Annotated in this window: 13 protein-coding genes; 3 read left to right on the forward strand and 10 right to left on the reverse strand. The window is 40.8% G+C overall.

The window, feature by feature from the left end:
• The first annotated feature begins 381 nt into the window (after positions 1 to 381).
• Positions 382 to 834, forward strand: coding sequence for an Hsp20/alpha crystallin family protein (locus RMX89_RS06670; protein ID WP_322688377.1), 453 nt, complete (start codon positions 382 to 384; stop codon positions 832 to 834).
• 136 nt (positions 835 to 970) lie between these two features.
• On the opposite strand, the gene RMX89_RS06675 is transcribed toward RMX89_RS06670, so the two are convergent.
• The 10 genes from RMX89_RS06675 to RMX89_RS06720 form a co-directional block, all read right to left on the reverse strand.
• Positions 971 to 3,151, reverse strand: coding sequence for a CHASE2 domain-containing serine/threonine-protein kinase (locus RMX89_RS06675; RefSeq protein ID WP_322688378.1), 2,181 nt, complete (start codon positions 3,149 to 3,151; stop codon positions 971 to 973).
• A 193-nt stretch (positions 3,152 to 3,344) separates the two neighbouring features.
• On the reverse strand, positions 3,345 to 5,474 hold the full coding sequence (locus RMX89_RS06680; protein WP_322688379.1) for an FHA domain-containing protein: 2,130 nt from the start codon (positions 5,472 to 5,474) through the stop codon (positions 3,345 to 3,347).
• Positions 5,471 to 5,674, reverse strand: a complete 204-nt coding sequence (locus RMX89_RS06685; protein ID WP_313931140.1) for a DUF6760 family protein — start codon at positions 5,672 to 5,674, stop codon at positions 5,471 to 5,473. The genes RMX89_RS06680 and RMX89_RS06685 overlap by 4 nt, the downstream gene beginning before the upstream one ends.
• Positions 5,617 to 6,000 carry a hypothetical protein gene (locus RMX89_RS06690; protein ID WP_094347971.1) on the reverse strand — a complete coding sequence of 128 codons (384 nt, stop codon included), beginning with the start codon at positions 5,998 to 6,000 and terminating at the stop codon, positions 5,617 to 5,619. The genes RMX89_RS06685 and RMX89_RS06690 overlap by 58 nt, the downstream gene beginning before the upstream one ends.
• Entirely contained in the window at positions 5,990 to 6,403 is a 414-nt protein-coding gene (locus RMX89_RS06695; protein WP_322688380.1) for a hypothetical protein, read from the reverse strand. Before RMX89_RS06695 ends, RMX89_RS06690 begins: the two co-directional genes overlap by 11 nt.
• A 21-nt stretch (positions 6,404 to 6,424) precedes the next feature.
• On the reverse strand, positions 6,425 to 6,772 hold the full coding sequence (locus RMX89_RS06700) for a hypothetical protein (protein ID WP_322688381.1): 348 nt from the start codon (positions 6,770 to 6,772) through the stop codon (positions 6,425 to 6,427).
• A gap of 11 nt (positions 6,773 to 6,783) precedes the next feature.
• Positions 6,784 to 7,278, reverse strand: a complete 495-nt coding sequence (locus RMX89_RS06705; protein ID WP_322688382.1) for a phage tail protein — start codon at positions 7,276 to 7,278, stop codon at positions 6,784 to 6,786.
• A 215-nt stretch (positions 7,279 to 7,493) separates the two neighbouring features.
• Positions 7,494 to 7,949 carry a phage tail protein gene (locus RMX89_RS06710; protein ID WP_094331970.1) on the reverse strand — a complete coding sequence of 152 codons (456 nt, stop codon included), beginning with the start codon at positions 7,947 to 7,949 and terminating at the stop codon, positions 7,494 to 7,496.
• Positions 7,950 to 8,075: 126 nt separating this feature from the next.
• Positions 8,076 to 9,737, reverse strand: a complete 1,662-nt coding sequence (locus RMX89_RS06715; RefSeq protein ID WP_322686408.1) for a phage tail sheath family protein — start codon at positions 9,735 to 9,737, stop codon at positions 8,076 to 8,078.
• Positions 9,738 to 9,767: 30 nt separating this feature from the next.
• Entirely contained in the window at positions 9,768 to 10,607 is an 840-nt protein-coding gene (locus tag RMX89_RS06720) for a Pvc16 family protein (protein ID WP_289799449.1), read from the reverse strand.
• An 862-nt stretch (positions 10,608 to 11,469) separates the two neighbouring features.
• Here RMX89_RS06720 and RMX89_RS06725 point away from each other — a divergent pair.
• Positions 11,470 to 12,591: a HAMP domain-containing sensor histidine kinase gene (locus tag RMX89_RS06725; protein WP_322688383.1), complete on the forward strand. Its 1,122-nt coding sequence runs from the start codon at positions 11,470 to 11,472 to the stop codon at positions 12,589 to 12,591.
• A 36-nt stretch (positions 12,592 to 12,627) separates the two neighbouring features.
• Positions 12,628 to 13,308, forward strand: a complete 681-nt coding sequence (locus tag RMX89_RS06730) for a response regulator transcription factor (RefSeq protein ID WP_322662002.1) — start codon at positions 12,628 to 12,630, stop codon at positions 13,306 to 13,308.
• The last annotated feature ends 42 nt before the right edge of the window (positions 13,309 to 13,350 follow it).

Raw genomic sequence — 13,350 nt, forward strand, 5'->3', positions numbered from 1 at the left:
AATTTCAGTTATTTACTACTTGCTTATGTCGGAAAGTGACAGAAGAGGGATATTTAACTGAGGTTATCTAAAAATTTATGCAACGCTGTTACTCAGTTGTAGACATAGCCCAACTGAGGCATCGTATTTCTAGGTTATCCCTTCAACAGCAGATTTATTGATTTAGTATGATTGAATCTAATTTGTCTATTCGGGTTTACCGAACAGACAAATTAGAGTAAACCGTAAAAATTTTTCTATCTAATTTGGTGCGGCAATCATCAATTAGTTGGTGTCAAAAACCGAATTTACAGCAGCTTTAACTCTACATAATATGAATATGTAAGCACAAGGTGAAGTGCAAAATTTATTAAACAATCCTAACTAAGACGAGGAAAAGTTATGACACTAGTTCGTTGGAATCCTTGGAGAGAAACTGACACTCTACAACACCAAATAAATAGTTTATTTGAAGATACCACACTACCATCTGCATTGTTTGACAAAAGCTTAAGTAAAGTTCCTGCTGCTGAAATTCAAGAAACTGAAGATGCGATTCATCTGAAGATAGAACTGCCAGGAATAGAAGCTAAAGACCTGGATGTGCAAGTCACAGAAAATGCTGTTTACGTTAGCGGTGAGCGGAAATCCGAAACGAAAACAGAGGAAAAAGGTGTTACCAGAAGTGAGTTTCATTACGGTAAATTTCAACGCGTAATTCCTCTATCGGCTCGGATTAAAAATACTGACGTTACGGCAGATTATAAAGATGGCATCTTGAATCTGATACTGCCTAAAACTGAGCAAGAAAAGAACAAAGTCGTCAAGGTGAATTTGGAACAATCTGCTAACTAATGGTTTGCTTGCGATGTCTACGATGGGCTACGCCTACGCACTACTTTACCTGCAATGATTGATTGAAATAGTTAAGAGCTTGGTCATGCGAGTGACCGAGCTTTTTTCTAAGCAATTTAGCGTTGATAAAAAAGTACTAAAGACTTTCAATATTTTTAAGTACCTCTGCGGCTGACTGATATCGTTGAGTGAAATCGAAATGTACCATTTTATTTAAAATCATCACTAACTCGTCTGTAGCGTCAGTTAATTCGCGCCAATGTTGCCAAATTTGTTGATTAGCATCAGCTTGGCTTTGGATAATTATTTCACCAGTATTTGTATCTCTACGAAATTCTCTAGGTTCTACCCCAGTTAAGCCTTGTATTCCCATAATTCCCAAGGCATAAATATCGCTGTTGAGTTTTGGCAACCCGCTCATTTGTTCAGAAGGTGCATAATTAGGAGTACCAATTGAAATTGTCTGAGCTTCTTGCTGCTGGGGTTGAATCTGCTTAACAGCGCCAAAGTCAATTAAAACAATGTGCCGGTCTGATTCTCGCCTAATTAAGTTACTAGGTTTGATATCTCGATGGATTACACCATAGCTATGAACAAAAACCAGCACGTTTAAAACTTCTTTGAATATCTCCACAACCTCAGCTTGTTTTAGTCGCTTTCCAGTAGCTAACTCTTTATCCATAGCGTGACCTCGAACAAATTCTTGCACTAAAGAAAATTGCCGATTTTCTTCAAAAAAAGCTAGCAGTTGAGGAATTTGTGGGTGCTTACCCAAAGTTTCTAAAATTTCTGCTTCAGCATTGAATAGGCGTCTGACAACATTTAAATATTCTGCATCTTGGCGAGGAGGTCGCAACTGTTTAACCACACACTGCGGATTACCAGGACGCTGGATATCGTCAGCTAAATAAGTATTGCTAAATCCGCCAGAACCTAAGGGTTGAGTAATTTTGTAGCGGTTATTTAGTACCGTGCCTATTGCAATTTCTTGCCCAATAGAATCAACAATTACGGTTAGCGCTTCATTTGAGGCGTTGCCGCGCTGCCGTAAAAGACCTTGCAATTCTAGAATTAATTGTTGGTGTTCTTGAACCCTTTGGGTAATTTCTTTTTGCTCTTGCTTGGTTTGATAAGCACTATAGGCAAGAACACTCCCGGCAGTAAATACTAACCCCAACGCCGGAGGTATGACTGGAAACCATCCAGCTTGGTTAAAAATGACAAAATTGGCTCCAAATAATACTGCCAGAGCTGTTACTGCTGCCAATCCTAAGCCTAGCGGATGTTGAATCCGCCATACCAGCAACCCACCAACTACAGTCCATCCCCATATCCAAAGGACTTTACTCCACTCAGGTAAAAACCAAAATAGAGGTTGTTTGTTCAGAACAGCACTGAGAATTTGACTAACGCTGTGGGCATGAATTTCAATTCCAGCCATTTTGCCAGAATTATCTGACTTACCGCTAGCAAAGGGCGTATTAAAAATATCATTTAAACTATTGGCTGTTGAACCAATCAAAACGATGCGGTCTTTCACCAAGTCTGGTTTAATTTGATTTGCAAGTACTTCTGTAATAGTTACCTGCTGGGCAACCTGATGACCAGAACGGTAATTAAGCAGGATTTGGTAGCCATTGGTATCTGCTTTTTCATAGCCGCCAGCGTTACTTTGCAGGGGTTTAAATACAGTATTACGTAGTTGTAGTTCCTTTTTGGGGGTAAATTCTAGTTGGATGCCTCCAACTTCTAAATATTTGAGCGCTAGTTGTAAGCTAAAAGAATAGGTACTTTGACAAGAATCGGACTCCTCTGCACTTACCAATAATAAATTGCGGCGAATTGTAGCGTCAGTATCTTCTACGACATCATTAAATCCTACTCGCTCTGCTTCAACGCCTTTTGGGGGCGCTACTCCCGGATTGTTAGAACCCGCATGTTTGCAAATAGGAATGATTATATCGCTCTGTTGGAGACGTTGCAGTAGCTTGTCATGACCAGGCGGTACTGGTAAGTCACGAAAAATATCTAGACCAATGACTCGCGGTTGATATTCTTCAAGTTTGCCTAATAGTCGGTCTAGAAGTTCGCTAGACAAGGGCCAATTCCATTTTTGGATATCTTTTTCACTTAAAGCAACAATCAACAAACGAGTGTCTGGGCCTGGGTCGGCACGTAATTGCATCATTTGGTCGTAGACTTTCATTTCTAGAGGCTCGAAAACCCCCAGTTTTTGAATTCCTACTAACAGAAGTGTTGCGATCGCACTTGAAACAATAACTGGCTGTCTAAATAAACTTTTAAAACTTACAACCATTTTTGCAATCGATTTTACTTTAAAATATACGTATATTTTGAGATTATTTTTTAATATCGAAATTATTCTACGCAATTTGCAACTTTTCAAAAAATATAGTCATCATATTTTACTTGTAAACCTCAACAGACTCAAATCCCCGACAACTTTTACGAAGTCGGGGATATTTTTGTTCATAACTCATTTATAATTGTTATATGTGTTTCAGATAATGCACAATCGCCTCTGCCGTTGCCAAATTAGTAGCCAATAAAACTTGATTAATAGTGCATAATCTTAACAGTGCTTCTTCATTTGCTTGACCAGGCTGAGGTTGCAGCAAATCTCGCAAGAAAATAACTGCTACAATTTCTCCGGCTCCAACCAATGAAGCAATTGTTTGATATCCTCCAGAAGTTGGTGCGGGGGTTTGTTGACTAATAGTTATCCCTGCCTGCTGATGTAAAAGTTCACTAACAGATGGCCAGGTAATTGTAAAACTCTGCGAGAAAAATTCCTGATGTTCCAAAACCAACTCAGCAAGTTCTGATTTCTTGCTTTCATGAGCAATCAGTACTATATTTCTTTCAATGATTGCTTGAGGAGGCTCACTAACATTTGTTTCTTCTGGAGTTTCATCAAAACGATCTTCTTCTACTTGCGGAATTTCTTCAATAGTTTGACTTATGCTCTCAGTAGCTCCACTTTCTGTTGTTTCCAAAGATGGAATATCAGTTGAGTCAGAAATGTTACTTATTTGTGCAGCAACACCATCAACATATACACTAACTTCTTCAGCACTTGCATTATTCAAATCAATGTATTGATTGCTTAAAACTTCCGCAACGGCATCATCAGGTGCAGTTGATGCTTCAGAAACTTCGCTTATGGTTTCATCCGCCGCAGAAGTAGGTTCTAATTCGTCAACATCTGCGCTGTCTGCTGCTGTAACTGACCTATCCCAATCTATTGCTTCATCAATGATATCCCGTGTAACTTGGCTCTGCTCCTCTACTGCTTGTGGCTGAATCTCTTCGTTTTTAACAACTTTACTGGTTTCTTCTGCGACTGGCGTATCCAAATTCACTACTTCATCGTGAGTAGTTTCATCAATGATATCCCGTGTAACTTGGCTCTGCTCCTCTGCTGCTTGTGGCTGAATCTCTTCGTTTTCAACAACTTCACTGGTTTCTTCTACTACTGGCGTATCCAAATTCACTACTTCATCGTGAGTAGTTTCAGGAATGTCACTCTCCTCCTCAGATACATGGTGGAAAATATCGCGCGGCTGGACGGAGGTAACTTCTGCTGCTAGTGCTGCCTCCAACTCTGCATTTTCATTGTAGGTAGTTTCTGGAGTGGCGCTTTGTACAGGAACTTCGTTGAAAATATCACGTGGCTGTACGATGGTAACTTCTGCTGCTAGTGCTGCCTCTAACTCTGCATCCTCGTCATAGGTAGTGTCTGGAGTAGCACTTATATCACGCTGTTGTACGAAAGTAGATTCTGTTGCCAGTGCTGGTTCAAAATCTACAGCCTCATCGTGGCTAGCTTCTGGAAGAATACTTTCCTCTTCAGGAGTTTCAATGATGTTTTCAGGTGCAGCTATGGCGTTATCAGGTTCAGTCAAAGAAACTTCTGAGGTTTCGCTGACTTCTGGAACTTCAACTTTTTCACTATCGGCGCTGACTTCTGGCGTAACTAATGTTCGCAAATCCACAATATCATCACGAACATCGTGTGGAACTTCGCTAACTGCTTCTGGTGGCTGAATGATGTTTTCAGGGGCGATTCTCTCAACAACCGGAATGATATCATCAGGTTGAGTAGCAACGACTTCCTTAATTTCGCTGATTTCTGGGGAAGGAGGTGTTTCTACTTCGGGACTAATTGGCGGTGGAACTTCGCTAACTACCTCTGGGGCTGGATTAACAACATTGGCAGCGCTGACATTTTCAGGCGATCGCGATCGAGAAAACAGTGAAGGATCTATAATCCTAAAGACTGTCTCTGGTTGCTCATAAACGGGAGCAACTGCCTCCAAAATCAAAACATAATCTGCAATCCGAATAATATCTCCATCACTCAAAGAATATGGTCGATCTTTTTCAGCCTGTTTCCCATTAACTATTGAGCCATTTCTACTACCAAGGTCAGAGAAGTAGTAATTTCCACTTTTAACAAAAAACTTAGCATGTACCCGACTGATATCAGGGCTGTCTAGGATTAAATCAGAATCAGGAGAACGGCCTATCAGCCATTCTCCTCTCGTTGGAGTTTCTGTGGTAAGGTCAACTTCATTGACTTCACTTAAATTTGGTGAGTAGCTAACTTTTACTTTCATATTAATTTTTGGTTAATTTTATTGATTTCTGCCACCCAGCGCTGACGGGTAGTGTGTTCTAAATTTAAAATATCATCTTGTGACCAGTGGAAATGATAAGCAATAAAAGCTACCTCCTCATATAAAGTATCAGAGGGGTAGCTTACGACTCCCCCGCTAGTTCTAGCTCCACTGAAAATTGAGTATTGCAGTGGGGACATTGTGTCGGAATGTGTACATTGCCTTGTTGATTGATTCGATTGTAAAATTCTCGGAGATAGGCAATGTCATGTAGGAGAAGTCCTTCGAGTAAATCAGGACTAACAGAATTGAAACTGCCCAAGCGAGTAATGACTCGTGCAAGCATTACTAATACGCCGTAAGCCGGATTTTCTTGAACTTTGCGTTCTTGTTGCACCAAAATTTCATCTTTGGCGGTGGCTAAACGCATCACCCCATGACGATGTACTCGTTGTTCGCCATCACTCAATCCTCTAGGAAGAGTGAAAGCAAATTCTGTGCAGAGAGTATCCTTTTTACGGCGCATAAGTTATTGAATATGGGCATTGGGTATAAGTCTCTGACTGGTTCCTAGCCTTCAGGCTGGGAATCCATTCTGGGAGGCTCCGCCTCCTCTTTGTTGATAAGAGGTAGAACCTCTGGGAATACATTCCCAGCCTGAAGGCTGGGAACGAGGCTAATGAGTCTTTGAACTCCTTTAATGAGTCTTTGATACTCATTAATGAGGCTTTGAACTCCTTTAATGAGCCTTTGATACTCATTAATGAGCCTTCGATACTCATTAATGAGGCTTTGAACTCCTTTAATGAGTCTTTGATACTCATTAATGAGTCTTTGAACTCCTTTAATGAGCCTTTGATACTTGCAGACGTAGCTTGGAACTTTTCCCCCTGCCCCCTGCTCCCCACTCCCAATGCCCCATGCCCCATGCCCCATGCCCCATGCCCAATTCAATTATGAAGAAGTGCTTCGGGAGAATTTACTGTATCTTCCGGTATGGAAGTTTCGCCTTCCAAGCCATTGATTCGACGGTAAAAATCTTGGAGATAATTTAAATCTTGGGAAAAAAAGTTTTCCACGATTGCAGGAGTAACTTCTGATAAAGCACCCAAACAGGTAATCACTCGCGACAAGATAATAATTGTGGCATAAACGGGATTTGCTTTAACGCGGGGGTCACGCAAGGGTGCAATTTCGTCTATCGCCGTTGATAACCGCATTACACCTTTGCGGTGGAGGTTGCCTTCAGAGTCTAGATACCCCTTTGGCAGTGTAAATTCAAACTCTGTGGGAAACATAATTCTCCTAATTATTTCACGCGTTTAAATTCCTCAAAAGCAACCTCCACCTCCTCAATTTCGATGTCATGGCTGCGGGCGTTGACATCAGCAATCTTGTAACTTGCAGGCCATGCACCGGCTAATTCAAATCTAGCCACTTCTTGATTTGCCTGATTATAAATAGACAAAGCAACAAGTCTACGTTGCTGTGACCAATTACCCTTTTCGACTTTTTCAAACCACTTCCAAAAATCCATAGAGTTAGTGGTACCTCTACGCAGAATGAGATTACCACTCTTGGAATTGCTAGGAAGCTTGGTTCTTACTACCTGACCTTTTGATTGCCCTTTTGTACCCCAGGTTTGAGAAGTGACTTCAGTAATTTCAATAACCTCTTGTGTTCTTTTAAAACCTTGACACTCCAAAAAGAAACAATTGGCATCGTTTTGACCTTCTAATGTCAGTTCTAAATAGAACCGATGGGCTGTCAAAACTTCTGGAATTCGGCTTGCGGATTGTACCACTGTTAAATAATTCGTAATTCGTAATTCGTAATTCGTAATTACGTTTTGTGACGGAGATTTAGCGCAAAGTGCGGTCTTCTCCCAAGGGGAGACGCTAAAAGCGATGGGGTCTCCCCAAGAGGAGCAACTTTGCAAAACAGACTCCGACACAAAGCGTTCTGCCTGTAGAGGCTATGCAACTTAAACTCCCAAACCTTAATTACTGCATAAGCTAATTATTTGATTCGTTTAATTCCTTCGTGAACCAATTCAACAGTCTCATTTGCCATATCACCACCAGAGGCTGTTAAGGTAGGCCCGGTGTATTTACAGGGATAACAATTGACAATGTTCCACCGTGCTTTTTCTGAGCCTTGTTGGTCGTAAGCAACCACCGAACCAGTCTTACGATTCTGTGCCCATTTCCGAGGGTCTCCCATGTCTTCGTTACAGTCTTGATACCATTTATAAAGGTCTATATCATCAGTGGCGATGACTTTTACTGTAATGTTGGTAAATTTAACAACAGTTGGTGTAGCTTGACGCATTAGTTTAGCGCCTTTAGATGAACCGTGAACTTCTTGCGCTGGTGTATTTTCAACGCCTAGTCCGCTAATTTCTTTGATAAATTTATCAGTAATTCCGTCAGCCTCGAAGTAAAATTTACAAGAGGTTAAAAATTCGCCTGCCATACTTTTAGACTCCTTTGTGTGTAATTAATTTTGAAATGGGGAACAAGAATTTTAGATTTTAGATATTGGATTTTAGATTGAAATTTAATCCAAAATCCGCAATCCAAAATCCAAAATTGAATTGCCCTATTCGCTATCTTCAATGCCATTCCATTGGCTGATACGGAAAACAACAAATTCCGCAGGTCTTACGGGACAAACTCCGACTTCAATATATAAACGTCCTAAAATTCTGGTTTCTGGTGGGTTCAATTCTTCGTCGCACTTGACATAGAATGCTTGGGCTGGAGATGCCCCAAATAATGCACCTTCACGCCAGATGCGCTCTAAGAAGTTACTGACGGTACGGGTTACACGCGCCCATAAATCTTGGTCGTTCGGTTCAAAAACTACCCACTGAGTCCCCAATTCTAGGGATTTTTCGATATAACTAATTAATCTACGCACACTGATGTAACGCCACTCTGTTTTATCTGGCTCAACTAGAGTGCGTGCGCCCCAAATGCGGATACCTCGATTGGGGAAGCTGCGAATACAATTTATCCCCAAGGGATTTAATAGTTCTTGTTCGCGGAAGTTTGTGTCATAGCCCAAACCAATTACGCCTCTGGGAACTTCATTTGCAGGGGCTTTGTAAACTCCTCTGGTTTCGTCGGTGCGGGCCCAAACACCCATCACATGGCCACAAGGAGGTACTAAAATTGGATTACCGCGATCGCGTGGATTGGGTACTTTAATCCAAGGATAATAAAGGGCTGCAAACATCGAACGACGGTTAAATCTATTCAACCACTCCACTACTTGTTGCGGTTTGACGGCATCCGGTGGCGCATCAAGTACAACCATCCGGTTGGGCGGGTTGGGAATATCGCCACTGGCAGAACCCTCGCACATACTAATCATCAGTTCGATGATGCCGTGGACTTGATCTAAATTAAGTATCTGCTCTTGATAAGCCCGCATCACATCAGGACAGGCCAGCATTGTGATTTCATCAACTTCAAAGATACCGCGTACCCCGGTGCGATCGTCTCGAACCCCTTCTAAATTTTGCGAAAATCTATCGGGTGTGGCAGCAACAATGGGTGGCGCTAGTTCATATTGACCATTGACCGGACGACGAGCTAAAGGCTGTCCACTTTGAGTTATGTCTTCTACGGTGATGTACATCGAATTTCTCAATGCCGTCACCGCATAAGTCGCTGCTTGAGCAGCAGGTTCGCGGTTCATTGTCAAGTTCTCGTATTCCTCTAGAAGCTCATCTCCCCGACGAATTTGGATGGTGAAATACTCGCCCGTATTTGGAGGTGCTTCTCCTTCAGTACCTTCAGGTAGGGCACGCGGTGAACCATCAATAATTACAAGATTTACTAATCCGCCTGATGCTTGTTCAGCACGCAAAGTAAAGCGGAGGGCTGGACGATTACCTCTAGAGTTGATTCTGAGGGTAGCCGGTTCTGGAGTTGCGGGTCTGGGTGCGTTTGGTAACTGAGTCCCAATGCTTGTTACCCAGCAGCGACCGCCACCATTCATAAAGTAGCCGTAGACTGAAAAGGGTAAATAGGCGTTGAAGTCGGTGAAGCCATCAGAGTTGAGACGGGCAAAGTAGTTTAAGTATTGCGTCCAAGTGGTTACTAGCATGGGCTTGTATAACTCAGCCCCACCGCGAACGTCTTCTGTAAAGCCTACAAATCCGGCAACTGCTGTGCTAACACCTTCAATTGGTCGGCTACCCCGGTCAATTTCTTCGATGTAAACACCAGGAGCAAAGTAATCAAGTCTAGCCATGAAAGTCTCTCCAAGTCAGTAAAAATCTAATTATTCAGGAGTTAGAAATATTTCTTTGAAAGTATTACTTTGGTTATCTACCAATGCATTGACGTTTTGAGGTAAATAGCCCGGATGATTCAGAGTCAAAACATAATTACCTAAATGAAGGTCTTCAAAAAAGAACAGCCCTTCTTTAGTGGTTAATATGGATTTTTCAGTTCCCCTCACAGCCACTTCTGTCGCTACCAACGGCAGATTTGTCACCGCACTTTTGACAATACCTGCGATCGCAACTCGTCTGGTTAATACTAAACTGTCACTATCGCGAGACAATTGATTTCGCAAATTGAAAATTCGCTCCCAAACCAAAGGCACTGGAGTCGGTTGTGGCTCGAAGGGTATTGTAACTGTCAAATATAAGGCTGAACGCAATGGCACACTGAGAGCGCTCCATAAAGAGCCAATCTCAATTGGCGGCTCTAGGGCAACTGTCATGTTCAAATTACCATAGCCCCGTAATTCAGGAACCAAAAACTCCTCTTCCAAGGTGCGATGGCGCAACAGCACAGTCAATGCCTCACTAATAAAGTGATGCTCACCTAAAGCTGTTCTATCCCAGGCTGTTAATAGCAGCGAAACATCAAACCAAGCTGGTGCCCAATTTACAGTGGCAGGTTGTAGAGCGCGTGTTAGCTTGCGTTCTACTTGCCTGCCAGAATGTTGTACCTGCTTACTCTCACGTATATCAAAAATATATAAATTGAGAGTCGGGCCTGCTCCCTCTTCCCTACGATTACCAGGATGGCTAAAGTCAATTTGCTCTGTACTGGTAAGTGAGGTTCCTCCAGCGAGAATTTCGGCTAAAGTTTGAAGAACGAAGATAAGCATGAAGGTGTGCTGCTGGTAGCTAATCCAGATGCATCTACAGTATATGTATCGGGCTTCTAAAGTTAATTAGACTTTTGTCGATATTTTTTAAATCGGGTATTTGGTCAAGAATCCGTAAAGCAGCAACTTCAGTTTGTAGATTAATCTGGAGCAGTCCTTAATTGGACGCACTACATTTTTTCTTGTGGGTGGGTTGAAAAGCATTGGTGTCAAGTTAAGGCAGAAGCCCAAATGTCAAAGGTATATTCATCGAATTCGGGGTGTCGTTTATTAAATTTGGGCAGTCGTTTATCGAATTCGGGCAGCCGTTTATTGAATTCGGGCAGCCATTTATTGAATTCGGGCAGTCGTTCATCGAATTTGGGGTGTTGTTTATTGAATTCGGGCAGCCGTTTATTGAATTCGGGCAGCCGTTTATTGAATTCAGGCAGCCGATTATTATTTTTGTTCAATTTTAATTTGAGGAGGATAAAACCTAAAGACAAAAAGACTTTTCATCCAGTCCCCAGCGATGCACTGAGCTTGCCGAAGTGTCCCTAGCTATACTAATTGACCCCAGTGATTTTATCTTAACTTGAGACTAATGGCTGAAAAGACATCCTAAGTAGTCTATTAAGCTAACGAAAGCTTAGGTAAGTAGTAAGCATTTCAGTGCTTAACATCAGGACTAAAGTCCTTACTACAAACTTCTTTACACAGCAAAGTTAGTTTGATATACGTGTAAATACAAACCTTAATAATTATTTGGATGAATTATCCCAAAAGATAACTTAACAAAAAAATAAACATTGCTGAGACTGCATAATTTTATACTGGTCAGCAGAAGAGTAAAAACATTTGGTTGCAAAAAGCGAGTGAAGCTATGACACTAGGCTTTTCTGTACAAAAACTAGACAATGGCTCTAATTATTTGACTTCCTCAGATATTCAGAGTTTTTGTCAGCTTGAGTCTGAGCAATTAACTAGTCAATATCCAATTTTATTTGCTCGGATTGTCTATCACGATCCATTATTGAAAACTAATCAAGAAGTTATAAATTATGGTCAAGACCAAACTCCTTTTTCTCCAAAAACTTTAGCTTATTTGCGTTCGGAAGCATGGCTGACAGATTTTCCGCCTGTTTTGAATTTACATGAATTTAAGCTTAAGGACTTTTCATCTATTTCTTACATTTGCCCCATATCTTATAGAAATCAGAAAATTGAATATATTCAAATCATTACTCATGAACCTCTCTCACCGAGTTTACAACTATATGTAAAACGCTCTGCTATGCTGCTGAGTAAGTATGTAGATATTTCCTTGGACTATGGCAGACAAAAAACTGAAATTCAACTTTTAGAAGATATCTTACATAGAGTCGGTCATCAATTGCGTAACTCTTTAGGACTTATAGGATTGTATGCACATAATTTATGCTTAGGTTTAGAGGATAGCCCTTGGCAAGAGCAAGCAACAATCATCGGCGAAAGTATACAAGACTTAGATACTAATTTAAATGAATTGATTGATTGCGGTCAAAGTGCAAAATTAAGAGTAAAACTTCAAGATTTAAGAAGTTTAGTGGTTGAAAGTATCACAAATTTACAACCTCTAATTAATCAGAAAAAACTTAAAATATTAATTCCCGATACATCGACAATACTGAAGATAGACAAATTACAAATGAAACAAGTTTTTGATAATATCCTCAGTAATGCCGTTCATTTCAGCCCTCATTCAGGAACTATTACCTGTAGCTGGCAAATTTTTCAAGATGAAGTTTTAATTAAAATCTCCGATCGAGGGCCAGGGTTGTCTCAAGAAGACTTACAAAAAATATTTACCCCATTTTATTCCCGACGTAAAGGAGGTACAGGACTTGGTTTAACTATTGCTAAAAAAATCATTTTGGATCATCAAGGAAGTATCTGGGCACAAATTTTATCAGAAAGTGGGGCACAATTTTCGATGATTTTACCTCGACCAAGGAGCGGAAATTAATTTATAATTCGTAATTCGTAATTCGTAATTAAAGATATGGCTAATGATAATAATAAACTTTCAGTTTTACTTGTAGATGATGAAGAACGCTTTCGTCAAGGGTTACGTACTCTCCTAAATTTTTATAGTATTAATTCTGCGTTACCTGTAGAAGTTATTGGCGATGCAGATTCTGTTGAGCAGGTTTTAAAGTTTACAACCCAGAAGTGTCCAGATTTAATTTTGCTGGATATGCAATTGAAAGGATGTGATGGAATTACAGTTCTGGCACGTCTTAAAGAAGCTGCTTACAGTGGCAAAGTTTTAGTATTATCGGCTCATCAAGAAGATGACTGGATTTTTAGAGCAATGCAGGGAGGAGCCGCAGGTTATGTGTTTAAAAATCGTGTGGCAACCCAATTATGTGAAGCTATTGACACTGTAACTAGGTCAGAAATTTATCTACCTTCAGAAGTTGCTAGTCGATTTTTCCGGTTTTTTCAAGCTTATTCAGATTCTTGTGTAAAAGCATGTCATGAGGTGCATTTAACTGAAAGAGAGCAAGAGGTTTTATATTGGTTAACTCAAGGTGCTTCTAATGAAGAAATCGCTAAACATTTGTATGTAACAGTTGCTACTGTTAAGGCGCATCTCACCAGTATTTTTGAAAAATTGAAGGTTACTAGCCGGACTCAAGCGATTGTGACTGCCCTCAAGCTAGGATTAGTTCATGCTTGAGCGCGACTGAAGTAGTCGGCGCAATTCACGAAACTTTTTGTA

Origin of the sequence: Nostoc sp. DedSLP04, assembly GCF_034530775.1 — a bacterium.
Lineage (GTDB): Bacteria > Cyanobacteriota > Cyanobacteriia > Cyanobacteriales > Nostocaceae > Nostoc.

Coding starts and splice junctions, on each gene's coding strand:
- RMX89_RS06720 (WP_289799449.1), bottom strand. CDS start 10,607: ATGCTTATCTTCGTTCTTCAAACTTTAGCCGAAATTCTCGCTGGAGGA.
- RMX89_RS06725 (WP_322688383.1), top strand. CDS start 11,470: ATGACACTAGGCTTTTCTGTACAAAAACTAGACAATGGCTCTAATTAT.
- RMX89_RS06730 (WP_322662002.1), top strand. CDS start 12,628: ATGGCTAATGATAATAATAAACTTTCAGTTTTACTTGTAGATGATGAA.
- RMX89_RS06710 (WP_094331970.1), bottom strand. CDS start 7,949: ATGGCAGGCGAATTTTTAACCTCTTGTAAATTTTACTTCGAGGCTGAC.
- RMX89_RS06690 (WP_094347971.1), bottom strand. CDS start 6,000: ATGCGCCGTAAAAAGGATACTCTCTGCACAGAATTTGCTTTCACTCTT.
- RMX89_RS06685 (WP_313931140.1), bottom strand. CDS start 5,674: ATGTCCCCACTGCAATACTCAATTTTCAGTGGAGCTAGAACTAGCGGG.
- RMX89_RS06680 (WP_322688379.1), bottom strand. CDS start 5,474: ATGAAAGTAAAAGTTAGCTACTCACCAAATTTAAGTGAAGTCAATGAA.
- RMX89_RS06715 (WP_322686408.1), bottom strand. CDS start 9,737: ATGGCTAGACTTGATTACTTTGCTCCTGGTGTTTACATCGAAGAAATT.
- RMX89_RS06695 (WP_322688380.1), bottom strand. CDS start 6,403: ATGGGGCATGGGGCATTGGGAGTGGGGAGCAGGGGGCAGGGGGAAAAG.
- RMX89_RS06670 (WP_322688377.1), top strand. CDS start 382: ATGACACTAGTTCGTTGGAATCCTTGGAGAGAAACTGACACTCTACAA.
- RMX89_RS06675 (WP_322688378.1), bottom strand. CDS start 3,151: ATGGTTGTAAGTTTTAAAAGTTTATTTAGACAGCCAGTTATTGTTTCA.
- RMX89_RS06700 (WP_322688381.1), bottom strand. CDS start 6,772: ATGTTTCCCACAGAGTTTGAATTTACACTGCCAAAGGGGTATCTAGAC.